Origin of the sequence: Bifidobacterium tsurumiense (assembly GCF_000741765.1) — a bacterium.
GTDB classification, from domain to species: domain Bacteria; phylum Actinomycetota; class Actinomycetes; order Actinomycetales; family Bifidobacteriaceae; genus Bifidobacterium; species Bifidobacterium tsurumiense.
Map to the genome: position 1 here is coordinate 258,434 of NZ_JGZU01000003.1, position 23,616 is coordinate 282,049.

22 protein-coding genes are annotated in these 23,616 nt (G+C 53.6%); 12 read left to right on the forward strand and 10 right to left on the reverse strand.

What is annotated here, in order from left to right:
* Nucleotides 1-70: 70 nt before the first annotated feature.
* Nucleotides 71-1,072 (forward strand): AEC family transporter, encoded by a 1,002-nt coding sequence (locus tag BITS_RS01855; protein WP_026642827.1) that lies wholly within the window; start codon nt 71-73, stop codon nt 1,070-1,072.
* Between the two features lie 17 nt (nt 1,073-1,089).
* Here BITS_RS01855 and rdgB read toward each other — a convergent pair whose 3' ends face one another.
* The 3 genes from rdgB to BITS_RS01875 form a co-directional block, all read right to left on the reverse strand.
* Nucleotides 1,090-1,746: an RdgB/HAM1 family non-canonical purine NTP pyrophosphatase gene (rdgB, locus tag BITS_RS01860; RefSeq protein WP_026642826.1), complete on the reverse strand. Its 657-nt coding sequence runs from the start codon at nt 1,744-1,746 to the stop codon at nt 1,090-1,092.
* Between the two features lie 111 nt (nt 1,747-1,857).
* Nucleotides 1,858-2,622 (reverse strand): ribonuclease PH, encoded by a 765-nt coding sequence (gene rph / locus BITS_RS01865; RefSeq protein WP_026642825.1) that lies wholly within the window; start codon nt 2,620-2,622, stop codon nt 1,858-1,860.
* Between the two features lie 197 nt (nt 2,623-2,819).
* Entirely contained in the window at nt 2,820-3,443 is a 624-nt protein-coding gene (locus tag BITS_RS01875) for a Pr6Pr family membrane protein (protein ID WP_026642823.1), read from the reverse strand.
* 322 nt (nt 3,444-3,765) lie between these two features.
* On the opposite strand from BITS_RS01875, the gene BITS_RS01880 reads away from it, so the two are divergent.
* Entirely contained in the window at nt 3,766-5,088 is a 1,323-nt protein-coding gene (locus BITS_RS01880) for a nicotinate phosphoribosyltransferase (RefSeq protein ID WP_026642822.1), read from the forward strand.
* 121 nt (nt 5,089-5,209) lie between these two features.
* Here the strand turns inward: BITS_RS01880 and BITS_RS01885 are convergent, their stop codons facing one another.
* Complete coding sequence (locus BITS_RS01885; RefSeq protein ID WP_407712186.1) at nt 5,210-5,542, reverse strand: DUF3039 domain-containing protein; 333 nt, start codon at nt 5,540-5,542, stop codon at nt 5,210-5,212.
* A 212-nt stretch (nt 5,543-5,754) separates the two neighbouring features.
* Here BITS_RS01885 and coaD point away from each other — a divergent pair, with 212 nt between their 5' ends.
* From coaD to ilvN, 7 genes are all read left to right on the forward strand, one after another.
* On the forward strand, nt 5,755-6,240 hold the full coding sequence (coaD, locus tag BITS_RS01890; protein ID WP_026642820.1) for a pantetheine-phosphate adenylyltransferase: 486 nt from the start codon (nt 5,755-5,757) through the stop codon (nt 6,238-6,240).
* A gap of 42 nt (nt 6,241-6,282) precedes the next feature.
* The gene (locus BITS_RS01895; RefSeq protein ID WP_320850624.1) at nt 6,283-7,074 is read left to right on the forward strand and encodes an ATP synthase subunit B family protein; all 792 of its coding nucleotides are present in this window, start codon (nt 6,283-6,285) and stop codon (nt 7,072-7,074) included.
* 3 nt (nt 7,075-7,077) lie between these two features.
* A complete protein-coding gene (locus tag BITS_RS01900; protein ID WP_026642819.1) occupies nt 7,078-7,698 on the forward strand; it encodes a YceD family protein in 621 nt (206 codons plus the stop codon).
* A gap of 181 nt (nt 7,699-7,879) precedes the next feature.
* Nucleotides 7,880-8,074 (forward strand): 50S ribosomal protein L32, encoded by a 195-nt coding sequence (rpmF, locus tag BITS_RS01905; protein WP_026642818.1) that lies wholly within the window; start codon nt 7,880-7,882, stop codon nt 8,072-8,074.
* A 79-nt stretch (nt 8,075-8,153) separates the two neighbouring features.
* On the forward strand, nt 8,154-8,915 hold the full coding sequence (rnc, locus tag BITS_RS01910; RefSeq protein ID WP_081693600.1) for a ribonuclease III: 762 nt from the start codon (nt 8,154-8,156) through the stop codon (nt 8,913-8,915).
* Nucleotides 8,916-9,169: 254 nt separating this feature from the next.
* A complete protein-coding gene (locus BITS_RS01915) occupies nt 9,170-11,104 on the forward strand; it encodes an acetolactate synthase large subunit (protein ID WP_152571229.1) in 1,935 nt (644 codons plus the stop codon).
* A 3-nt stretch (nt 11,105-11,107) separates the two neighbouring features.
* Nucleotides 11,108-11,662, forward strand: a complete 555-nt coding sequence (ilvN, locus tag BITS_RS01920) for an acetolactate synthase small subunit (protein WP_026642816.1) — start codon at nt 11,108-11,110, stop codon at nt 11,660-11,662.
* A gap of 241 nt (nt 11,663-11,903) precedes the next feature.
* On the opposite strand, the gene BITS_RS01930 is transcribed toward ilvN, so the two are convergent.
* From BITS_RS01930 to BITS_RS01940, 3 genes are all read right to left on the reverse strand, one after another.
* Nucleotides 11,904-14,045: an ABC-F family ATP-binding cassette domain-containing protein gene (locus BITS_RS01930; protein WP_026642814.1), complete on the reverse strand. Its 2,142-nt coding sequence runs from the start codon at nt 14,043-14,045 to the stop codon at nt 11,904-11,906.
* A 245-nt stretch (nt 14,046-14,290) separates the two neighbouring features.
* Complete coding sequence (locus BITS_RS01935; RefSeq protein ID WP_026642813.1) at nt 14,291-14,692, reverse strand: GNAT family N-acetyltransferase; 402 nt, start codon at nt 14,690-14,692, stop codon at nt 14,291-14,293.
* A gap of 162 nt (nt 14,693-14,854) precedes the next feature.
* Nucleotides 14,855-15,571 carry a type 1 glutamine amidotransferase gene (locus BITS_RS01940; RefSeq protein WP_026642812.1) on the reverse strand — a complete coding sequence of 239 codons (717 nt, stop codon included), beginning with the start codon at nt 15,569-15,571 and terminating at the stop codon, nt 14,855-14,857.
* Nucleotides 15,572-15,650: 79 nt separating this feature from the next.
* Here BITS_RS01940 and cysS point away from each other — a divergent pair, with 79 nt between their 5' ends.
* Complete coding sequence (gene cysS / locus BITS_RS01945) at nt 15,651-17,252, forward strand: cysteine--tRNA ligase (RefSeq protein ID WP_026642811.1); 1,602 nt, start codon at nt 15,651-15,653, stop codon at nt 17,250-17,252.
* A 175-nt stretch (nt 17,253-17,427) separates the two neighbouring features.
* Here the strand turns inward: cysS and BITS_RS01950 are convergent, their stop codons facing one another.
* Nucleotides 17,428-18,333 carry a cation transporter gene (locus BITS_RS01950; protein ID WP_026642810.1) on the reverse strand — a complete coding sequence of 302 codons (906 nt, stop codon included), beginning with the start codon at nt 18,331-18,333 and terminating at the stop codon, nt 17,428-17,430.
* A 188-nt stretch (nt 18,334-18,521) separates the two neighbouring features.
* Here BITS_RS01950 and ffh point away from each other — a divergent pair, with 188 nt between their 5' ends.
* Nucleotides 18,522-20,159: a signal recognition particle protein gene (gene ffh, locus BITS_RS01955; RefSeq protein WP_026642808.1), complete on the forward strand. Its 1,638-nt coding sequence runs from the start codon at nt 18,522-18,524 to the stop codon at nt 20,157-20,159.
* Between the two features lie 150 nt (nt 20,160-20,309).
* Nucleotides 20,310-21,503, forward strand: coding sequence for an endonuclease/exonuclease/phosphatase family protein (locus BITS_RS01960; RefSeq protein ID WP_026642807.1), 1,194 nt, complete (start codon nt 20,310-20,312; stop codon nt 21,501-21,503).
* 135 nt (nt 21,504-21,638) lie between these two features.
* Here BITS_RS01960 and BITS_RS01965 read toward each other — a convergent pair whose 3' ends face one another.
* Entirely contained in the window at nt 21,639-22,544 is a 906-nt protein-coding gene (locus BITS_RS01965) for an ROK family protein (protein WP_026642806.1), read from the reverse strand.
* A 51-nt stretch (nt 22,545-22,595) separates the two neighbouring features.
* Nucleotides 22,596-23,615, reverse strand: a complete 1,020-nt coding sequence (gene galE / locus BITS_RS01970) for a UDP-glucose 4-epimerase GalE (protein ID WP_026642805.1) — start codon at nt 23,613-23,615, stop codon at nt 22,596-22,598.
* Between the last annotated feature and the right edge of the window lies 1 nt (nt 23,616).

Genomic DNA, 23,616 nt, shown 5'->3' on the forward strand with positions numbered 1-23,616 from the left:
CAACGTTGACCTTGCACAAGCAATACCTGCTGTGCAACCATGCGTATCGTCGCCGCAGACCGAGGAGATTATGTCCGTTATTATCCAGCCGTTTACGCTGCTGCTCATCATCGCCGCGGGATATGTATTCAAACGCACCGGGCTTTTTTCCCCAAAGGATTACCGAGTGCTGCAGACCGCCGAATTCGATTTGATTCTCCCGGGCGCTATCATCTACTCATTCGCGACCAATCCACATGAAATCAGTTTGTTGTGGATCTCGGTGTATGCATTCATCGCAGCGGCGCTTCCACCGGTTATGATTTTCCTGTCCACCAGGCGTCGACCCGTGGCCGATCGTGCTTTCCTTATGCTGAACGGAGCCGGATTCAATATCGGATGCTTCTGTTTCCCCATGCTGCAAGTACTCCTTGGATCAAGCGCCATAATCCCCGCTGCAATGTTCGATATCGGCAATTGTGTCATGGTTGCGGCAGGAACCAATGTCATCACCCGGACGTTATTGCATATTCAACCGGGGATCACGCTTTCACAACAGCATGCAGGAGACTCACCTGTGGTGCCCTATGCCAAGCCCACTGACCCACAGGCAAAACGGCTTGCGAGAAAATCGCTATTTGAGGCAGTGGCCAAAGGATTCCTAGGCTCGCCCTCATTCGACGTATATCTGATCATGATCGTCTTCATGTGCTTGGACATCCATCTGCCTCAATGGGTGGCGATGATGACCCAACCCTTCTCTGCCGCGAACGCTTTCTGCTCAATGCTTATGGTCGGCATGCTCACCGATGCCCCCGCCAATCGACATGACGTTCGCACAGTACTCGAAGTGCTGGCATGGCGCATCCCCTGCGCCATAGTATTTGCCTTCATCGCCTGGCACATATTGCCATTCAACGCATTGATCCGCGAAGCAGTGGTTTTGTGCTGCCTATCCCCCATTGCCATATTCTCCACCATGTTCACCGACAAGGTGCTCGGCAATGCAAAACTGGCGGGTTTCACGCTATCGGTCACAGCAATTCTAGGCACTGCGATGATGGTAATAGCCCATACGATTATCGGCGCCTGAACTATATGGGGATCGGCTTAGTCAGCCGCCTTCAGGATCTCTTCTATATCCACGGCCAAAGCGCGCAAGGCCTTGCCACGGTGAGAGGTTGCATTCTTCTCTTCAGCCGTCATCTCAGCGCTCGTAAGCTCCGTAGCGCCTTCCCCTTCCCGCCTTGGCTGATCATCGGGCACGAATAGCGGGTCATAGCCGAAACCATGCTCTCCTCGGGCTTGACGGATAATGCGACCTTTCATATCTCCTATGCGCACCACCTCACGCATTTCCCCGTCGGCAAGGGGCACCACAAGAGCAGCCGCACAACGGAATCGTGCGGTGCGCTTGTCATCAGGAATATCCTCGATCTGCGCGAGCAGCAACGCATTGTTTGCCTCATCATCGCCATGACGGCCACTCCATCGCGCAGAAAGAATGCCCGGCGCCTGACCCATAACGTCTACGATCAATCCTGAATCATCCGCTATGGCAGCTTCTCCTGTGCGTTGCGCCACATCGCGAGCCTTGAGCAAGGCGTTCTCTTCAAAGGTCACACCGGTTTCCACAGGATCCGGCAATCCCAAAGAACCCGCCGAGACCAATTCAACCGACTGCCCATCGGCACCAAGCCTTTCGGCCAGAATACGCCGTATCTCAACGAGCTTGCCTTCGTTATGCGTTGCAACAATGAGCTTCATGTGGATTCCTTACTGTGATACGTTGCGCCTGTACGTCTTACAGCGAATTAACGGTCTGAAAACAGGCAAGCCGCGATCCCACATTGCCAACAGGACCGCGGCCTTCTTGCATTATTCCGCAGCCAAAGCCTTGCGCTGAGCTGCCTGCAATTGGCGGTTACCGGTTTGGGCTAGGTCCAACAAGACATTGAGTTCATCGCGGGTGAAGGGGCGATGCTCTGCGGTCCCTTGGATTTCGATGAACTCCCCCGCACCCGTCATGGCGATATTCATATCGGTCATCGCCTGACTGTCTTCGATATAGGGCAAATCCAACATAGGAGTTCCGTTGATGACACCGACCGACACTGCAGAAATGCTATCCTTCACCACTTTCTCCGCAGAACGAATCAGCTTGTGCGCCTCAGCCCATCTCAACGCATCCACCATGGCAACATAAGCACCAGTAACCGAGGCCGTGCGCGTGCCACCATCGGCCTGCAGCACATCGCAGTCCAGCTGGATTTGGTTTTCCCCCAAGGCCTTCATATCGACGACGCCACGCAGGCAACGCCCGATCAACCGGCTGATCTCATGGGTGCGTCCACCGATTTTTCCTCGCACCGATTCACGATCCGTGCGCTCAGAAGTCGCCCGAGGCAACATGGCATATTCCGCCGTCACCCAGCCCAGGCCTGAATCCCTGCGCCAACGCGGAACGCCTGCGGTAAACGTGGCAGTGCACATCACACGGGTGTTGCCACAGGAAATCAAAACCGACCCTTCAGGGGCATCCGTAAAATGACGCACAATTGAGACGGGACGCAATTCATCGGTTTTGCGACCGTCAGTACGCAGCACAGTGTCATTACCCAGCAAATCTTTGATTTCAGCCATGCCTTCAACCTATCATCAGGCAACAACGCCTGCGGATTTGCGTATGCAAGCGCCTTGGAATTCGACGGCACCGAGACAGGCAAACCATAACGCTCTGTATTCGCTTCGCAGCAGCAGCGATCGCTTTGAGCTCAGCACCTTGCATAAGCTCATGAAAGCTCATGAAAGCTCGCGAGCGCATCGCTGATCAATGCTCATTACAGCAACACTTTTGCCGGCAAAATACGGTCGATAAGGAAGACCGCCAATCCAACACCGAAGAATACGGCAGCAAGTTGGGCGGCATTCACAGCCAACTGCATCCATCCAAGCTCATTGACATCAATGAAGCCATATGGATACGGATTGCCGTTGGCACGCGGTCCCGAATGCGGCCACCATTGCGCACGAATAATCACAAAACCAAGATATATAGGGAAATATGACAGCCAGGTCACTGGAACATGCCAGGCAAACCGCCGATGGCGGTCGAATAATACGAAGTCCAGCACCGCCATGGCCGGCGCTATGCGATGCAACATCGTATTCGTCATGATTCCCCACACCATCGTCGCCGTTGCGGGATCGTCGGGTGGCAATATGAAATACGCGACCAACGCGGTAATCACCGCATATGTGGTCAAACAGCCCTTAAGCCATGCCGGAGGCTGCACCCCGTTGAGCAAGCTTGCAGCACCCGCCCACGCCATGACCAGACCAAGCACAAAACCCATCTGATATGTGAAATACACCCAGTAATTCAGCTGGCTCCACGCATGCATAGTGCTCACAAAGCACAGGATGGCAATCGCCAATCGCCAAATAGCAGCCACAAACCTCATACCCACCAGCTTAACCTCTAGACGTGCTCTGACGTGTGCTCATCCACAGAGAAACCATCCTGACGCGGGTATCACTCGGGGCAAGCGCGAATTCTTGCCCTTCCTTGCCCCCCATAGGACCAAACCGACAGGAATGTCTGGCGTACCGAAGTCGAGGGAACGACTCGCTGAGCCATTTCGATGCGACGACTGCCGTCCACGAGTGTGCTGCAAAATCCGTCAATTCCCGACATTGCCATTCCTGAACTAATCGACCCCGAAATCACAAGAGCCGACTACACTGGTGCCCACCGAGTTGACGAACTGCATAGGGAGGGCGACGATGGTTACCTATACGCCGGCATTAATGACCGACATGTATGAATACACGATGTTGGATGCCACGCTTCAGGACGGCACTGCGCAACGAAATTGCGTATTTGAGATTTATACCAGGCATTTGCCACAAGGGCGGCGTTATGGCGTAGTCGCAGGCACCGGACGCATTTTGGAAGCCCTGGAGCAATTCCATCTTTCTGACGAAGAGCTGCGTTTCCTTTCCGATCGTCATATCGTCAGCAAAGAAACCATCGCATGGCTCGAAAACTTCTCATTCAAAGGCAGCATCCGCGGCTATCGCGAAGGCGAGATGTTCTTCCCAAACTCTCCCATCCTTCAGGTCGAGGGAAGCTTCGGCGAGTGCACACTGCTCGAAACCCTGTTGCTTTCGATTTTGAATTATGATTCAGCCGTGGCATCTGCCGCAGCCCGCATGGTTTCCGCAGCAAAAAACCGTCCTTGCATGGATATGGGAGGACGCCGCACCAACGAATGGGCGGCTGTTGCAGCCTCTCGAGCGGCGGTGATCGGTGGTTTCAAGGGCACTGCCAATTTGCTGGCCGCACAGCTTTACGACTTGCCCGCCATCGGCACTGCGGCGCATAGCTTCACCTTGGTACATGACAATGAAACCGATGCATTCCATTCGCAGATCAAGGCGCTCGGCAAGGGAACCACGCTGCTGGTCGACACATATAACGTCGAAGAGGCCGTCCGCACCGCTGTTGAGGTAGCTGGACCAGAACTGGGCGGTGTTCGCATCGATTCCGGCGACCTGGCCGCCATGGCACAGCGTGTGCGCAATCAGCTCGACGCCTTGGGAGCGACCAATACCACCATCACCGTGACCAATGATTTGGATGAATACGCGCTGGCCGCCTTGCAAACGGCACCCGTCGATTCCTATGGCGTGGGCACCATGCTGGTCACTGGCTCAGGAGCACCGACTTGCGCCATGGTTTACAAGCTCACCGAGCGTGAGAACGGCGACGGGGTGTTGCAGCCCGTTGCCAAGAAGTCGAAGGACAAGGCTTCGGTACCAGGTCGCAAGCTGGCATATCGTTCCTTTGAATACAATTTGGCCGACACCGAGCATGTTGTTTCCGGATCCGAGGAGAAGCTTGCGGCATTCGACGCGCCTGAGGATTGGAAGAATCTGCTTGTCGACTATGTGGATCACGGCACCATTGACTCGTCATATCAAGGCCATGATGCCATTATGAACGCCCAAAAGCATTGCGCAACCTCGCTCGCCCAATTGCCGATAACCGCGCAAAGTCTGATGCGAGGAGATCCCGCGATTCCAACGGAGATCACCGTTCTCTAGAGCAATCACCGTTCAATGCGCGTATTGCGCATATTATGAAGCGGGCACCGACCGTCTGGCCGATGCCCGCTTTTCGATGACGCGACTGAATGAGCACTGCCGCCCATTCATTTATGCGCAATCACATCTTGGTCATTTCCTCATAGATGCGCTTGCAATCCGGGCATACCGGATAATCCTTGGGATCTCGTTTGGGAACCCAGACCTTGCCACACAACGCCACGACCGGCCGACCTGTCAGACGCGATTCAGCAATACGGTCTTTTGACACATAATGTGCAAACCGATCCGCATCGCCACCGTCATCACGCTGGGTTTGTTCCTCGGTTTCCGGGCGTTCGAGCACCGCCGTTCCCGTGCCGGAGCCAGGATCTGATTCAGCGGGGTCCGCATCATTCCAAAATATTCTGCCGTCATTCCTGCCATATTCGGCCATCACAGCATAATCCACCATTTCGTCGTCCTTTCAGGCCATATCCATGGCACATATTGCCATAATCTGCCCCAATCATAAACCTTGCGTTGCATCAAGGCGTTCGCCTAGAACGATGAATACAAATGTCGGCTCAATAACACGAATTTCCGAATCGAAGCAGCAGCCGTATGCAAAACACCTGACACATGCAATACCTCATATTGGTCGCGCGACGCGCTAGTCTTGTTCATATGACAATTGCAGTGTGCCCAGGATCCTACGACCCGGTGACCGCAGGCCATCTGGATGTAATCGAACGATGCGCACGGTTCTTTGACGAAGTCCACGTCGTCGTGGCTGTCAATGCGGCGAAAACCCCGATGTTTTCCGAATCAGTGCGTGTCAATATTATTCGAACGGCATTAGATGCCGACGGTTATCAGCAAGTGCGTGTGGCTTCAACGGATGGATTGATCACCGATTATTGCAAACGAGTGGGAGCAACCGTCATCGTCAAAGGATTGCGGCAGAACGGTGATTACGAAGCCGAATTGGGAATGGCACTGGTCAACCGTAAGCTTGCAGGTGTGGAGACACTGTTCCTGCCCGCTGACCCTGTGCTCGAACATATTTCCAGTTCAATAGTCAAGGATGTGGCCCGACATGGCGGAGATGTCACAGGAATGGTTCCTGACGGCGTCATTCCGCTATTATCTGAGGCATTGCGGTCAGAATAGCGGATCGCACGCAAAGGGTATGCAAGTAAAGCAGGTGAGCATATGTACGATGATGAGTTGAATCGCGATGGCTTGACCGAGAATGCAGACCTCGGTTCCTCAGCCTCGGATGTTGAAGTGGATACCGATTGGGAAAATGCGCCGCAATCGGTTGCAGACGATACCCAGGAACGCGAAATAACCACCGCCTCGCCTGTTCGTCACAATGTTTCTATGCAGGATCTTCCTGATTTGCGATCCACATTCTCTCCGACACTTGAGGAGGAATCCGGCGAGGATCGCAGTCGCGAAGAGTTCACCACTGTGTACGACATAATCGACACCTTGGAAAATACCCTGAACGAAGCCAAGGGCGTGATGTTCACCGCTTCTATGGTCAAAGTCGATCGAGATGAATTCTCTTCGCAGCTCGATGAGCTCAAAGACATGCTCCCCGTGCAGTTGGAACGCGCTTCTGCATTGATGCGCGAAGCGGAACGCCGTCTGGAAAGCGCACAGATGCAGGCGAATGCAATTGTGTCTTCTGCCCAAAGCCGCGCCGCAGACATGATTCGGGAGGCGCAGGATCAGGCGCAATTCCTCGCTGGGCAAGAAAATGTCACAGCGCTTGCGCGTCAAAAAGCGCGTGCTATTCTCGACCAAGCACAAGCAAAATCGGATCGGCTCACTCAAGGGGCCGACCAGTACTGCACAACCGTCATGGAAGGCTTGCAACAGCAGCTCGGCAAGCTCGGCCAAGATGTTCAAGCAGGTTTGAATGTACTCCATGAAAGGCAGCAGAATGCAAGCAGTCAGCTGCCGCACATTGAACACAACGACTATCCGGAGGCTTGATTCATGCCACGTCCAGAAGACTCACCATGGGCAATTTCCGTTATGCAGGTCGCCTCACGACCGGGACAAAGTGAAGTCATTGACTCGAAATTCCCTGCACCCAGCGGAATCGGCGACAATATTATCGGCGTTGACGAGGGTGATGAGCTCACGCTCAAAGGTTCGATGTCCTCCATTGTCGACGGACTGATTTTGAGCGGAACGATTACTGCTCCGGTTCATGCCGAGTGCACACGCTGTTTGAAGCCTATTTCCCGTGATTGGGATGTGAATGTCACAGTATTCTTCCCCTATGAATCCAAGGCTGATTCCGCCGGCACTAAAAACGGCAAAACAGGAAAAGACGAGGATGCGGATATCGTCGCCGGAGAAGAAGAATCCGAGGATATGTATCCGCTGAGTGCCGATGGCAATTTTGCCGATGTCGAGGCGCTGCTCCGCGATGCGCTGGTCGAGGCTCTGCCCTTGCAACCGTTGTGCCGCGAAGATTGCTTGGGTCTATGCTCCCAATGCGGTTTCGACATGAATGACGATCCTGACCATCATCATGATGTGACCGATGGCCGCTTCGATGTGCTCGCACAGCTCAAGGCACAACTGGAACAGGAACAGCACAAGGCTTGAAGTCTGGCGATGGCTGCGATGATCCGGATTGCAGCCCTGAATGCCACACGATTGCGCTTAAACAGCAAAGCCCCGTGTCGTCGCAGCACCTGCGACATGTGCTGCGGTGGACTTTGTACCACGGTTGCGCTAGGATACTGAACGCTTAAGCTCAAACGTTTGAACGAAATAGAGGAATACCATGGCACTGCCTAAGTACAAGACTTCGCGCGCCAATACGCATTCGCGCCGCGCCAACTGGAAGGCGTCTGCTGCGCAGACCGTGACCTGCCCGAACTGTGGCGCTCCTGCATTGCCTCATATGGCATGCCCGAGCTGCGGTTCCTTCCGTGGCCGCATCTATCGCGAAGCCATCCACTCCACTCACGCCAAGTGAGTTCAGCTGGAATAGTCTTGACGAAGCCCTGCCATCGACGGGTGGCGGGGCTTCGTCGTACTGCAAGGAGCACTAGCAAATGACAACAACCGATTCAGCATCGACGGCATCGAATGAACAATTGGTCAACGGCCATGATGACCGCTCGGCAACCCAAGAACTGCTGGATGCCCTTGGCACTACTATCAGCCCTGAATTGCTGATGCAGGCTCTGACGCACCGTTCCTTCTCCCACGAACACCCCGGCACCTTGAATTATGAACGCCTTGAATTCCTCGGCGATGCAGTGCTTGAGTTGGTTTCCACCGAAACATTGTTTACCGCACACCCCGATATGAATGAGGGACAGTTGGCCAAGATGCGGGCCAAGGCAGTTTCCGAGGAGTCATTGGCAGCCATTGCACGAGAGAAGCTGCATGTCAGCCCATATATTCTGCTGGGCAATGGAGAGTCAGAATCCGGCGGGGCACAGAAGGATTCCATTCTGTGCGATATCGTCGAGGCGCTTATCGGTGCGACCTTTGTTGAACACGGCATCGATGGGGCACGCGAGGTCGTGCACCGCCTTATCGACGATACCTTGGCGGAAGTGGCCACCGAAGGCCCGGCATTGGATTGGAAGACTTCTCTGACCGTAAAGGCTCATTCCATGGGTCTTTCTGATCCTGAATATCGCATGTCGGTCGAAGGACCTGAATACGCGCTTCGATTTACCGCACGGGCAGTACTTCCCGACACCGGCGAATTGCTAGGCAAGGGCACAGGAACCAGCAAACGCAAGGCGCAACTTGCCGCAGCTCGGGTTGCCTGGAAAACCTTGGACAAGCGAGATAAGCAATAACGCATGGGCCGAAACAGGCCGATTCCCTGATCATGAAGTTGGGTTGAGCCATTACGCGGCATTACGCCACTAGATGTGCCACGATGTGGGCAGCGCGCACACAATTATCGATGCCACATCTAGGATGGACTGAATCGCTGTACACGTTTGCACCTCGCCACAAGCGGAAACGGCATTCGTGTAGCTATAGGCTGAGCGCATATCCTGCGTGGGCAGCGGCATGTACGGACTGACCCAAGATCATGAGAGGGATCATGGCATTACCAACGCCACTTCAAGCATTTAGCGGTGTGCCAAAAACACCGTCAACCACTGAACAATTCAATAACGTCGAAGGCGAGAGGATGACCGGAGCACAGGCTCTGGTGCGTTCTTTGGAAGATCTGGGCGTTCAGGATGTATTCGGCATCCCCGGAGGCGCCATTCTGCCTGTCTATCATGCCATTAATGACGACACGAAGTTCCGCTTCGTGCTCACGCGTCACGAACAGGCCGCCGGACATGCGGCCGAAGGCTACGCAGTGGCAACCGGTCGTGTCGGCGTATGCATCGCCACCTCAGGTCCTGGAGCCACCAATGTGGTCACTGCAATAGCGGATGCCAATATGGATTCCATTCCGCTCATCGTCATCACCGGTCAGGTGGGAGTAGCATCAATCGGTACTGATGCATTCCAAGAAGCCGATATCGTGGGGATGACCTACCCCATTTCCAAGCATTCCTTCTTGGTCACCGATGCACAGGATATCCCTCGTGTGCTCACGGAAGCGCATTACATCGCACGTTCGGGTCGACCTGGCCCTGTTGTCGTGGATATCACCAAGACTGCGCAAACAGGCATGATGCAATATTCATGGCCTCAACGCATGATTCTTCCTGGCTACAACCCCACCACCAAAGCTCATGGCAGGGTTCTTTCTGACGCGGCTCAACTCTTCGCCCGTTCGTACCGTCCTGTGCTGTATGTGGGCGGTGGCGCCATGCGCTCGAATGCAGGAAAACAGGTCAAAGCTTTGGCTGATCTCACCAATGCCCCTATGGTCACCACATTGATGGCGCGCGGTATCGTTCCGGATTCCGATCCCAAGGTATTGGGCATGGTCGGCATGCACGGTTCTATAGCAGGAACCGGTGCTGTGCAGCGTAGCGATCTGCTGGTCGCCATTGGCGCACGGTTCTCCGACCGCGTGACCGGCAAGCTCGACGCATTTGCTGCAGGCGCCCGCGTCATCCATATTGACATCGACCCTGCGGAAATCGGCAAGAACCGCCATGCCGACGTTCCTATTGTGGGTGATGTCGCCACAGTGTTGGATGATCTCATCCCTGAAATCAGGCGAGTGCAGGAGCAGCAGGGCAAGCCTGATCTCACCCCGTGGTGGAATACCATCAATCAATGGCGCGAACAATATCCTCCCACCTACGAGCAGTCGGATGATGGGACTTTGGCTCCTCAGTGGGTAATACAACAGCTTTCCAAACTTGCCGATCCCTCCTCTATCTGGGTTTCGGGCGTGGGCCAGCACCAAATGTGGGCTTCTCAGTTCATTGACTTTGAGAATGCTCATTCTTGGATCAGCTCGGGCGGATTGGGCACAATGGGCTTCGGTCTGCCTGCGGCAATCGGCGCTTCTGTCGGTTCGGCCAGGGTGTTTGACGGCAAAAAGCCGGTATGGCTTATCGATGGCGACGGCAGCTTCCAAATGACTTCGGAGGAGCTTGCCACAGCATTCCTCGACCATACGCCTTTGAAAATCGCCATACTGAATAATTCCGTGTATGGCATGGTGCGCCAGTGGCAAACCTTGTTCTATGAACATCATTATTCGCAAACCAATCTGCTTGACGGCGAAAATACCGATGCCATCATGGATGTTCCTGACTTCCTCAAGCTGGCCGAGGCATACGGCTGCGTCGGCATCCGCGCCTTCACCCAGGAGCAGGCCATCGAGGCCATAAAACGTGCGAATGAAATCAATGACAGGCCTGTGCTCATTGATTTCAGAGTTTGGAAGGATGCCATGGTATTCCCCATGGTCGCTGCAGGAGAGGCCAATGACGAGGTGTCATACAAGCCTGGCACCAAGCCACTTTCATTGCGCTTTCACAATACCGAGGGTATTGCCGCAAATGATGAGACTCCTGAACAAGCGGCCATTAGCGCATCGGAAAACAAGGAGGATGAGTGACCTATGGCATATTATCCTGCATCACAACCAGGTTCCGAACGGCATACGCTTTCCGTTCTTGTGGAAAATCGTCCTGGCGTTCTGGCTCGTATCGCCGGACTGTTCGCTCGTCGCGCGTTCAATATCAATTCGCTTTCGGTATCCCCTACCGAGCGTCCTGACATTTCCCGTGTTACGGTGACCGCCGACGTGGATAGCGTGCCTTTGGAGCAAATAATCAAGCAGCTGAACAAGTTGCTGCATGTGTTGAAAATCGTCGACCTTGATCCTGGCAACACCGTTGAACGAGAACTCGTGCTTATCAAGGTCGCAGCAGACGAATCCAACCGTTCTGACGTTTTGGAGATCGTTCGTCTCTTCCGTGTGCGCGTCGTAGACGTCAACCCTGCCTCGCTCACCATCGAAGCCACCGGTGCCGAAGGCAAGATCGATGCTCTGCTTGGCTTGCTCGAGCATTATGGCGTTATCGAATTGGTGCGATCTGGCGCCGTCGCGGTTACACGCGGACCGAAGGCATTGAGCGAAAAGGTGATCGGTTCAGAGATCACCGGTCGCTAATTCGTTACTGATCTGCTTGCTGTTGAGGCTCCTTCGGGAGCCTCAATTGTTTTCTAGGCATAACAAGATCTTTCCCAACGCCCGCTGACTTCAAACACCGCTCAAACAGACAATGTCCCTCAACACACTGAACTATGTCGCGAGACATCACATAGTGGAGCTGCGGGGTATTGAATCTCAGTCCGATGACCTTGTTCTCATCCACACCTAGCGCTTCAGGCACAGTGTGGAATCGGCCGTATTATTGCTCCAATTGCTCAGAAAGCTCCATCCACTCGCCTTCCAATGACTCCACTTCCTCATTGACGGCGTTGAGTTGCTGATTGAGATCGTTCAACCCCTCAAAATCACTGGGATCATGTGAGGCCATCTGCGATTCCAGCGATTCCTTGGATTCCTCAAGCTTTGCCAACTTCCGCTCGATAGCGGAAACACGCTTGGAAGCCTCGTGGAATGCCTTGCCAGAAAGCTTCTGTTCTCCGGAATCGCTCTGGCTTGGCTCGTCCTGATCTTCCGAAGAGGGAGCGTCGGGCAAAGCACTGCCATCGCCATCAAGGCTTCCGCCGTTGCGCAGTGTTTCCACCATCTCAAGATAATCATCAACACCGCCGGGAAGATGACGTATTTTGCCACCGATAAGTGCAAATTGTTGATCCGTAACTCGTTCCAAAAGATATCGATCGTGGCTTACCACAATCAAAGTGCCGGGCCAAGTGTCCAGCAAATCCTCCATAACGGCCAACATATCGGTGTCCAAGTCGTTGCCGGGCTCATCCATAATGAGCACATTCGGCTCATCAAGCAGAATCAGCAAAAGCTGCATACGACGCTTCTGCCCACCGGACAGATCCTTGATAGGTGTCATCAACTGGGCGGATTCAAAGCCAAGGCGCTCCATAAGCTGGCCCGGAGTCACCTCTTTGCCATCCACCATATAGCTGTTTTTATATCGGCTCAAGACCTCTTGAATTCGGTATTTTCCCAATTCCTCAAGCTCGTCAAGTCTCTGTGAGAGCACTGCGAATTTGACGGTTTTGCCAATATTGACCCGGCCGACAGTGGGCGTAATGGTGCCATCGATAATACCCAGCAATGTCGATTTGCCTGCGCCATTGGCGCCAACAATGCCGAAACGGTCACCGGGACCGATAAGCCATGTCACGTCATCAAGGACTTTTCTGCCACTAATCGTGACATGCTGAGCCGCGGAGGTAATCTCCCCATTCATTGCCTCGTCATCTTGCGAAGAGGATTCAGCATCCTGCACTGCCCACGCACCACGTGCTTCGGCTTGCTTTGGTTCCTCCGATCCGGCTTGCAAATCAGCCTTTACGGTATATCCCGCATCAACCAACCGAGGATCATCCAAGGAGTCCACTGCAATATCGACTGACCCCATTATTTTGGGCTCGCTCACCATAGGTGTCACCACATCCACATGAGATGCCGATACCTGGGTATTTTCGGGGTCACGCTTCGGTTCCCTCGATTGGAAAACCTGAGTGACATCGATCAGATCGACCACTTGCTTGCCCAGACGAGAGGTCGCTATCTGTTTCAGTTCCAATGAATTGCGCACTTCAGGCACATCCGCTATGAGCTCACGGGCCTGCTTGACATGGAATTTCTGCTTTGTTGACCGGGCGCGAGCGCCGCGAGAAAGCCATGCCAGTTCCTTGCGAGCCAAATTCCTGCGCCTCTCCTCGCGCACATTCGCCTGACGTTCGCGTTCCACACGCTGCAGCATGTAAGCACTGTATCCGCCCTCAAAAGGATCGATCTGTCCGTCATGCACTTCCCACATGGATTCGCAGACTTCATCCAGGAACCACCTGTCGTGGGTCACCAACAACAGTGCGCCCTGCCCAGAAGGCCAACGATGCTTCAAATGCTCCGCCAGCCAGTGAATGGTCACCACATCCAAGTGGTTCGTGGGCTCGTCAAGTGCCAAAATATCCCAGTCATGCAGAAGCAAACGAGCCAGATCCGCACGACGTCGCTGCCCACCTGAAAGCGAGCCGATGGTGGATTCCAGATTGATTCCACCAAGCAATGCCTCGACGATTTCGCGAGAGGTGGTGTCTGCGGCCCACTCATAATCTTCTCGCCCTTCTAAAGCCGCTTCTCTCACCGTTGCGGCATCATCCAACGGATCTCGCTGATCCAACATGCCGAAGGTCAAACCGCCACGCTTGGTGACGCGCCCGGAATCAGGCTCCTGATTGCCTGCGAAAAGGTGCAAAAGCGTGGATTTTCCATCGCCATTGCGACCCACGATACCGATGCGATCGCCTTCGAAAACACCCTGCGTCACATCGGTAAAAATGGTTTTTGTGGCAAACGCCAGAGATACTCGTTCCAAACCCAAATCATAAATCGGCATAATGCAGGTAATTCTACCGATATGCTTGTCCATTACCTATCGCCGAAGGCTGAGGATTATGATCCCTTGATTCGAGCGACAGAGGCATATGACACATTTCAAGAAAGGATGCCCCAATATATGTTGAAGCAGCGTCCCCATATATTTGGGGCAACGTCCCTTCGATGCCCCTTCAATGCTCCTTCAACGTTCCTTCAACGACCTTCGACTCCCCTTATGCACAGAAGTCTGGATTCGCAACGCGCTTAAGCATGCACAATCTGCATCGCCACGCCGTCCTCCATGATATGGAAACCGTGCCGCTCATAGAACGAGGCATTCTTGCTCTCTTCTGGCATAACCTCGATATAGAGAAAATCCTCGTATTTGCGTTTGATGCGTTCAATCATGGTGCCGGCAATGCCCTGACCTTGATATTCGGGTTTGACCAACACATAGTGCACATACGCCACCATCGCAGAATCGTCCAAAACCCGTACCAAACCGACCAGAGTATCGCCATCCCAGGCACTCACCACTGTCGAAGAATGCATCAATGCCTTATGGAGCCGTTGCGGATAACGGCCGGAAACCCAGCCTACCGAGAGGAACAGCTCCTCTACATCATGCTCGGAGAACCGTTTGTCTTCTGTGTACGAAATGCTCATATCACCCTCCATACAAGCCGATTATTCGTGGTCAAACAATAAGCGGTTATGGATTGCGCATACCTCAGCTTTCCGAACTTTGGAATCGACTTGGCACAGCGGGGACAATAATGCGCCAAAAGAAGAGGACAAAAGGACTCCGCACCTCTCATAAGGCACGAATCACAGGCTCTGCATATAGGTATTGCATCTTGCGGCGAAGCCGGAAAAGACCTGTTCCGCCAAGGGTTGTATCTGGGCGTCATATTGGCTCATATCTTCGCGAATCTGAGCTATTTGGGATTTCTTCAGCCATTTGACCATTGAGCTTTCATCGAGCCACTCTTCAAGCAAAGCTGCTGAAACCTCGAGATGGAATTGCAAGCACAGCGCTGAGCCAAGTCGGAATGCTTGATTCTTCGTAGCTGCCGAACGGGCGAGCAATTGTGCACCATCCGGCAACGACACTTCGTCGTTATGCCATTGCAGCACATTGAGTTCCTTGCCCCACATGGCGAAATAATCGTGTTTGTCCACACGCTTGATCGTCGAGAAGCCGATTTCAGGCTCCTCGGCATGAGTGACCTTGGCGCCCAGGGCATTTGCGACAATTTGATGCCCTAAGCATATTCCCAAAACCGGTTTTCCCACTCCTATGGCAGCCCGCGCAAGCTTCGCCTCGGCTTTCAGCCCCGGGTATTTGTCGTAATCGGTGGCATTCATGGGCCCACCCATGAACACCACGCCGGCAAGTTCATCAAAATGCGGAAACTCCGGTTTTTTCACAGCTGCGACGTTTTGCACCTCAATGGGCAATTCCAAGTCTTCTAAGTTATCCAAAATGCGCCCCGGCTTCTCCCATGGGGCGTGTTGGACGATAAGCACATGCGGTGACGTCATGCTTTCTATTGTGACACTCCCCCTTGTTTTTCTGTGCGCTTGTGTTATTTTGTCTGCCAATCTGAATATTCTCGACAGCATGAGCAATGCCGAAAAACCGCATGATTCCAATACTTCCCAAGCTGTCGTATTATCCGAATCCGCAGCTGGGTTGAGGTTGTATGACACCGCCACCCACGAAGTGTCTGCATTCACTTCAATCAAACCCGGGAAAGTCGGCATGTATGTGTGTGGAGCAACGGTGCAAAGCTCTCCCCATATCGGCCATATTCGCGCAGCGGTTGCCTTCGATGTGGTGCGCCGTTGGTTGATGCGACTTGGATATGACGTCACTTTTATTCGTAATGTGACTGATATTGATGACAAGATACTGAACAAGGCCGCTGATGCCGGCCAGCAGTGGTGGGCACGAGCATATCACTACGAACGCGAGTTCACACAGGCCTATGACGTACTCGGCGTATTGCCTCCAACTTATGAACCTCGCGCAACTGGCCATATCGGGGATATGGTTACGCTGATTGAACGCATTTTGAAGCGTGGACACGGCTATGTGGTTCGCGATGAACACGGAAAGCTCACCGGCAACGTGTATTTCGACGTCCCCAGCTGGCCGCAATATGGCGAGCTCACCCACCAGAAGCAAACCGTCATTGCCGATGAAGACGCTGCTATTGCCGATCAGATGGGACCGAGCGTCGATAACGCGGGCAATGACAAATACAATCCAGTTGACGCTGCGGACGCATCACCTGATAAGCACGATCCCCGGGATTTCGCTTTGTGGAAGGCCTCCAAGGAAACGGATCCTGCAACCGCTACATGGGACACTCCTTTTGGAAAGGGTCGTCCAGGTTGGCATCTCGAATGCTCCACTATGAGCCATCGCTATCTTGAAGGCATGTTTGACATTCATGGCGGCGGATTGGATTTGCGATTCCCTCACCATGAAAACGAAATGGCTCAGACCAAGGCCGCCGGCTATGATTCTGCAGCTCGTTGGATGCATTCGGCATGGGTGACCGCCAAAGGCGAGAAAATGTCCAAATCTCTGGGCAACGGCCTGTCGGTTCCCGCGGTGCTTGCTAGCAATAGCGCATGGGTTGTGCGTTATGCATTGGGTTCTGTGCATTATCGTTCCATGCTGGAATGGTCTGATCAAGCGCTTGATGAGGCTCGAGCGGCCTTTGATCGTATTAGTGGATTCATCGAACGTGCCACTGCCGTTGCGGGCGAACAACCCAGCAGTGACGCAATCGCTGCGATCGCCGCGGATCAGTTGCCTGCAGATTTTGTCACTGCGATGAATGACGATATCAATGTCTCCGGCGCCATCGCTGCAATATTCACCGCCATACGCAATGGCAATACCCTGCTTGCCCAAGCAGATGCCGATCGTGAAACCGTTCGAACCGCACTGATACAGGTCCGCGCAATGCTGGACACCCTGGGATTGGATCCTGAAGCGTCTCCTTGGAATCAAGCGGACTCCTCAAATGAAACGGCCGAAGCCGAACATCAGGTATTGGATACTCTTATCCGCCAACAGTTGGACGCACGAGCGCAGGCGCGCAAAGACAAGGACTATGCCAAGGCCGATGCCATACGCGACAGCTTGCAGGATTCGGGAATCGCAATCACGGACGGGCCTGACGGCAGCACATGGAGCATAAGTCGATAGAACCGCGTATCGATCGACTGAGCGATTGATTGACAGGGCCGAGCCACATCGATATCAGTCGATTGCCCCGCAACCCTTCTGTCGTTCTCAATGGTTAGGTCCCTGAGCAATCATGCATTGCTCAGGGACCTAACCATAGGGCTGACTGGATGAAATCCACCAAGGCGAAATAGGCCTAATCGAATACGAAATCCACATCCACAAGATGCAGTTTGGATGCCAGATCCTCTTCCAATGCCTTTTTGCAGTGCACCATATCGTTGACGTAAATCGTCGGCCCGACACCTGTCAAATACACTTCCACCGAATAGCTCATGCCCATTTTGAACACCAGCACCTTATCCAATTCGGTGCCTTCCGGCAGATAAGATTGCACTCTGCCTTCCACGAATGCATTGATGTCATCGTTATCATGCACGCCACCCACCAATTCCACAAAGGCATCACGCAACACCTCAATGGGCTCGCGGATGGTGAAGACGACAATCGCAAGTGTTATGAAAAAGTCCCCTGTGTAATGCAGGAAGTCAAGTGGCGTCCCCTGCGGAAGCAATACCAAGACAATGGCCACTACGCCGATGCCCAGCGACATCATGCCGTCGATGAACGTGCTCTTGGATTCGGCGGTAAGCATTGTGCTTGAGTAGTTGATCAACTCGTTTTGACGTGTGTAATAGACGTACAGCATCGCGCACGATGCCACTGTGGCAATTTCATAGATCACCACAGGCCCCATGGATATAGGAAAACCGTATCCAAATACGAAGTAGTCATATGCCACTTGTGTCACATCGATCAGAGTGAAGATCAACAGTGACATCGTCACCATGGCTTTGCCTATGGCATATATGGGTTCCAAGGCGAATAGGCCATTGGGAAATCGTTCAGTGGTGCGTACGGTTCGTGACGACAGCGTGGCCGCCACCAATCCGGAGAGCACCGAGATTGCGGTAAATGCCGCATCCAAAAACATCGCTTTTAAGCCGGAAATAAAGAAAACGACCATTCCGGCAATTACCATAAGGACATTCACCACAATGCCCACAATTAACGCTTTATATTCAATTCTCTTATGTTGCATCAGGGCCTTCCGTCATTGCACAGCTTCTCCGCGGCAGGGGTGTCCATAAGTATCCACATCTATGGTATGTGACTCGAGGCAGCGGCATCCGCTCTGAGCGTATGCATAAGGAAGGGCCATTTCACCCCATAAATCTCCATGGCGCAGCGCGGCTTTGGTTTGCCCACTGCGGTAGACTTGACCCCATTATGGCAGCATTTAGTTCTTTGACAGACCGTCTCTCGAATGCCTTTAAGCATCTCAAGAGCAAAGGTAAGCTTTCTGAGTCCGATATCGACGGCACAATCCGCGAAATTCGCCGTGCCCTGCTCGATGCCGATGTGGCTCTCGACGTGGTGCGTTCCTTCACCGGAAGAGTGCGTGAACGTGCTTTGGGTGCGGAGGTTTCACAGGCTCTGAATCCAGCACAGCAAGTGGTGAAAATAGTCAATGAAGAGTTGACTTCCATTCTCGGCCAGGGCGTTGATAGGCCGCTGAATTTTGCCAAGAACCCTCCAACCGTGATTATGTTGGCAGGTTTGCAAGGTGCCGGTAAAACCACACTCGCCGGCAAGCTCGGTTATTGGCTTAAGGATGCGGGTCACACGCCTCTGCTGGTGGCAGCCGATTTGCAACGCCCCAACGCCGTAACCCAGTTGCAGGTTGTGGGCGAACGCGCCGGAGTGCCTGTGTTTGCCCCTGAAAAGGGTGTGCAATCCGATGGCGGCGATGCAGTCTCCGCTCCGGGCGAGACCACCGGCGATCCGGTTCAAGTGGCTCGTGACTCCATCGCTTTGGCACATACCAAGCTCTACGACACGGTTATTATCGATACCGCAGGTCGTCTGGGCGTTGATGAAGTGCTTATGAAGCAAGCACGAGATATTCGTGATGCTGTGAATCCGGATGAAATCCTCTTCGTCATAGACGCCATGATCGGTCAGGACGCGGTGCAAACCGCTCGAGCCTTCGATGAAGGTGTCGATTTCACAGGCGTTGTGCTATCCAAACTCGATGGCGATGCCCGCGGTGGTGCTGCACTGTCCGTGGCAAGTGTCACCGGAAAGCCGATTCTTTTTGCTTCAACAGGTGAAGGACTGAAGGATTTCGAGGTATTCCACCCGGATCGCATGGCTTCCAGAATCCTGGACATGGGCGATATCCTGACCCTTATCGAGCAGGCACAGCGTCAGTTCGACGAAGAGGAAGCCCGCAAAGCCGCCGCGAAGATGTCGGAGGGCACCTTCGGTCTTGACGATTTCCTTGATCAATTGCAACAGGTTCGCAAACTGGGATCGATGAAGAGCCTGCTCGGCATGATTCCAGGCATGGCCCAGCACCGCAAGGAACTCGAGCAATTCGACGAAAAGGAGATCGATCGTACGGAAGCGATTATCCGTTCGATGACTCCGCAGGAACGCCGCGACCCCAAGATAATCGACGGCTCCCGTCGTGCACGCATCGCGTATGGCGCCGGAACCACCGTTTCTGCGGTCAATGGCTTGTTGCAGCGTTTCGAGCAAGCTGCCAAGATGATGAAGCGCATGTCAAACAACGCAGGAATGGGTGGCATTCCAGGATTCGGCGGCCCTGCATCCCGAGGCGGCAAAAAGGGAAAGAAAAACAAAAAGAAGGTGTCACGCTCTGGCAATCCGATGAAGAGGGAAGCCGAAGAAAAAGCATTGCGCGACAAGTTGGCAGGCAAGTCGAAGAGCGGCGGCTCCGCATTCGCCAAGAAGCCTCAGAACCCAGCTTTGCCGGCCGGTTTGCAGGATATGCTTGAAGCCAACGGCAATCCAGATCTGCCACCGAATCTGGGCGGAGGTCTTTCAGGACTGTTCGGCTAATTAATAGCCTCGCAACGTCAAGATGGGCATGCACACCATGTGGTGTCATGCCCATCTTCATAGCATTCTCAAATGCCTTACAGCGCTGTCACAGATTCGATTTCAATCCTGAATACCACATGCTTCACAATATATTGCAAGGAGCCCGCTATGACCGCATTACTATGGTGCATTATTCTTGTTTGCGCAGTATGGCTGGGTTTGCGCCAGCTCCCTGCCGGAGCCGATGGGCATAATCCTCTCCCCTATCTGATCGCTTTATTGCCTTTCGCTCCCTTCATCACCTTTCCTGCACTTCTGCTGTCTCTGTGGTTAGGAGATGGTGTCAGCATTGCTGCTGCATGTGTGGTGGCGATATGGTCATGTCTTCAATACTTGCCTCATTTCAGATGCCATCGATCAAACGGATCCACCGATTCCGACAGGTTGCATCTGTCAAACGCGCCCCATGCATCAGACCGTGAAACAATTCGTGAAACATCATTGGCATCGCGTGAAACGCACCGTGAAACATCTGACGGCTCTGCCGAAACACATCTGACCGACGCATCCGACGAACGACCAGAAACCAATCACACGCTTGAACCATTACGCATGCTCACCATCAACTGTCGTTATGGCCGCGCCAATGAACAAGCCATTATCGACGCGGTTCAGCAGCAATCCATTTCGGTACTGTGCCTAGAAGAGCTGACTTCTGCTTTGGTGCAGCGACTCGAACAGGCAGGTCTTGAGGATCTTCTTCCCCACAGGCAAATCGGCACGATCGCGGACACGGATAACGGCGGATTCAATGCAATCTGGACCTCACTGCCGATCAGTTGTTCACAACCCTCCGGCATACCGGATTACCCTGCGGCAGCCGTGCCAAGTATCAGCATTGAGGTGAGTCCAAGCAGAACGGTCACCATTGCCGCCGCCCATCCAAAATCACCCATGAGAGGATGCCGTGAATGGTCGCAGGGCATTATCGCCCTGGGTTCCTTAATGAGTCCCACAACCGATCCGTCACGGACATCAGCAGCACAATCGACCCGAACCGTCAACGATTCCCCAACGGCACGCTCAACTGATCAAAGCGTTCAAGACCTCGTCGTATGTGGTGATTTCAACGCCAATCTCAACCATCCAAGTTTCAGACGCCTGCTGCGTTACGGATTGTACGATGCCGCAATGGTCCTCGGACGAGGAGCTGCAATGACCTATCCCAGCTGGCTGCGCTGGCCGCGCATCGAGCTGGACCATGTGCTGCATACCAACGGGCTGACTCCTGAACTCGTCGAAACACTGTTCATTGAAGGAACCGACCATATGGGCTTGCATACAGTACTCCACTTTGTCTGAGTGGACCATCACACACAACGACAGCGAGGCGACACTGGCATTGCCATGAGCCGATTGATGCATTCATGGTGAACCACCACACGGCTTATGGTTTCAACCAGTGTCGCCTCGAGCACTGTCGCTACATATTCATCGTCATGACAATAGTGACATGGCCGCTCCAATTGCCCCGATAGGCACACCACTCGGCGCGAGCCTTAACCTGCTTGGAATATCTATTGTCTCGATGAAATGACTAGAAGATGCCCTCCGAGTCATTTCCTTCGATATCGCCTGCAACAAGGGTTCACCGGTTTTGGAAATGCCCCCGCCTATGACAATGATGTGTGGATCATAGGTCTGCGTAATGATCTGCAAGGCATCGCCAATGGCATGCATCACTTTGGCAAGCACTTCTTGGGCATGCTCATCACCTTGTTCGCAACGGGCGATGATATCAGGCATGGCAGGATTCGCCTGAGGCCACAATTCCCTCAGCCCTTTGCCGGATCCAACGGTTTCCAAACATCCTCGCTGACCGCACGGGCAAGGCAGCTGATTGGGATCCACAGGAATATGACCGATTTCACCCAATGCACCGCTGAATCCATGATCCAGTTTTCCATATCTGGTCACACCTGCGGCAAGGCCCGTCCCCAGATTCAGGAAGGCCATAACCTCAAGCGCATCATTGCCCACATCACCGGAAGCGAGAGCCGCAGAGGCACCGAGCGCGGCGGCATTCACATCGTTGACCACGCGCACATCGCTCCCCAGCTGCGAACTCACCTCCTCGGCCAACGGCAATTCGAGAATACCGAGATTGACCACATCCCAAACCATGCCATGCGCTGTGTCGACGCGTCCGGGAATGCCGATGCCGACAGGCAATGCCTCATCGCTCAGATGACGGGCCACTGTGACAACATCCTCAACCACGCATGCGTTGCCACTTCGAGCCGGTACCTTGTACGTATCAAGAACATGCCCGAATCGATCGACAAGCGTGCCTTCGATTTTGGTGCCCCCGACATCAATGCCAATCAATGTTTCCGCCATCATATCCTCCTTCCAACAGACTTGATATGCGGTACCGCCAGCGACTTCTCGCCGTCAGTTCTTTGCGAATCCATGCGGGTTGCGCGTCTGCCAATTCAGCGATGAAGCCGCCATATCATCCATGGTCAGCGTCGCCTTCCAGCCCAATTCCTCTTGGGCCTTTGAACAATCCGCATAGCAGGCATCGATATCGCCAGGGCGACGAGGACGGATGGCATATGCAATGGGATGACCTGCAGCCTTCTCATATGCCTCGATGACTTCGAGCACAGAATATCCGTGGCCCGTGCCCAAGTTATATGTCCGCAATCCCGGCTCATCAACCTTGTCGATTACTGCGACATGTCCCTTGGCCAAATCGACAACGTGGATATAGTCGCGGACGCCTGTTCCGTCAACGGTGTCGTAATCATTGCCATACACTTGCACTTCTGAGAGCTCTCCCAAAGCGACCTTGGCAATATACGGCGTAAGATTTGCCGGGATTCCCTTGGGATCCTCGCCAATCAAACCTGATTCATGCGCTCCCACTGGGTTGAAATACCGCAGAATCACGACGGTCCATGAGTCATCAGCCGTGACCACATCGCGCAGTATCTGCTCCTGGAAGAGCTTCGAGGTTCCATATGGGTTGGTGGTACCGCCTATGGGGCTCTCCTCAGTCAAGGGCAAATGTTCCGGCTTGCCATACACGGTTGCGGAAGAGGAGAACACCAGTTTCTTCACATTGTGTGCGCGCATGGTCTTGAGCAAGACCAAGGTCGAATACAAATTGTTGTCGTAATACTCAATCGGCTTTTCCACAGATTCGCCCACTGCCTTCAATCCGGCGAAATGAATGACCCAATCAATGGAATTCTCAGTGAAAATGCGTTCCATAAGCTTCTCGTCGCGAACGTCACCTTCATAACGCACAATCGACTTGCCGGTTATGGACTCCACACGATCCAAAGCCTCTGGAGAAGAGTTGTCATAATTATCAACGGATACGATGTCATAACCCTTATTGAGCAGTTCGATATCCGTATGAGTTGCAATATATCCGGCGCCGCCGGTGACCAGTACTGTTGTCATT

Excerpts from the sequence above, each read along its gene's own strand:
- BITS_RS01930 (WP_026642814.1), bottom strand. The coding sequence starts at position 14,045 with ATGCCGATTTATGATTTGGGTTTGGAACGAGTATCTCTGGCGTTTGCC.
- BITS_RS01855 (WP_026642827.1), top strand. The coding sequence starts at position 71 with ATGTCCGTTATTATCCAGCCGTTTACGCTGCTGCTCATCATCGCCGCG.
- BITS_RS01885 (WP_407712186.1), bottom strand. The coding sequence starts at position 5,542 with ATGGTGGATTATGCTGTGATGGCCGAATATGGCAGGAATGACGGCAGA.
- BITS_RS01875 (WP_026642823.1), bottom strand. The coding sequence starts at position 3,443 with ATGAGGTTTGTGGCTGCTATTTGGCGATTGGCGATTGCCATCCTGTGC.
- ilvN (WP_026642816.1), top strand. The coding sequence starts at position 11,108 with ATGGCATATTATCCTGCATCACAACCAGGTTCCGAACGGCATACGCTT.
- BITS_RS01915 (WP_152571229.1), top strand. The coding sequence starts at position 9,170 with ATGGCATTACCAACGCCACTTCAAGCATTTAGCGGTGTGCCAAAAACA.
- rnc (WP_081693600.1), top strand. The coding sequence starts at position 8,154 with ATGACAACAACCGATTCAGCATCGACGGCATCGAATGAACAATTGGTC.
- BITS_RS01950 (WP_026642810.1), bottom strand. The coding sequence starts at position 18,333 with ATGCAACATAAGAGAATTGAATATAAAGCGTTAATTGTGGGCATTGTG.
- galE (WP_026642805.1), bottom strand. The coding sequence starts at position 23,615 with ATGACAACAGTACTGGTCACCGGCGGCGCCGGATATATTGCAACTCAT.
- rpmF (WP_026642818.1), top strand. The coding sequence starts at position 7,880 with ATGGCACTGCCTAAGTACAAGACTTCGCGCGCCAATACGCATTCGCGC.
- BITS_RS01960 (WP_026642807.1), top strand. The coding sequence starts at position 20,310 with ATGACCGCATTACTATGGTGCATTATTCTTGTTTGCGCAGTATGGCTG.
- BITS_RS01940 (WP_026642812.1), bottom strand. The coding sequence starts at position 15,571 with ATGACGTCACCGCATGTGCTTATCGTCCAACACGCCCCATGGGAGAAG.
- BITS_RS01965 (WP_026642806.1), bottom strand. The coding sequence starts at position 22,544 with ATGATGGCGGAAACATTGATTGGCATTGATGTCGGGGGCACCAAAATC.
- coaD (WP_026642820.1), top strand. The coding sequence starts at position 5,755 with ATGACAATTGCAGTGTGCCCAGGATCCTACGACCCGGTGACCGCAGGC.
- BITS_RS01935 (WP_026642813.1), bottom strand. The coding sequence starts at position 14,692 with ATGAGCATTTCGTACACAGAAGACAAACGGTTCTCCGAGCATGATGTA.
- rph (WP_026642825.1), bottom strand. The coding sequence starts at position 2,622 with ATGGCTGAAATCAAAGATTTGCTGGGTAATGACACTGTGCTGCGTACT.
- cysS (WP_026642811.1), top strand. The coding sequence starts at position 15,651 with ATGAGCAATGCCGAAAAACCGCATGATTCCAATACTTCCCAAGCTGTC.
- BITS_RS01880 (WP_026642822.1), top strand. The coding sequence starts at position 3,766 with ATGGTTACCTATACGCCGGCATTAATGACCGACATGTATGAATACACG.
- BITS_RS01895 (WP_320850624.1), top strand. The coding sequence starts at position 6,283 with ATGTACGATGATGAGTTGAATCGCGATGGCTTGACCGAGAATGCAGAC.
- rdgB (WP_026642826.1), bottom strand. The coding sequence starts at position 1,746 with ATGAAGCTCATTGTTGCAACGCATAACGAAGGCAAGCTCGTTGAGATA.
- ffh (WP_026642808.1), top strand. The coding sequence starts at position 18,522 with ATGGCAGCATTTAGTTCTTTGACAGACCGTCTCTCGAATGCCTTTAAG.
- BITS_RS01900 (WP_026642819.1), top strand. The coding sequence starts at position 7,078 with ATGCCACGTCCAGAAGACTCACCATGGGCAATTTCCGTTATGCAGGTC.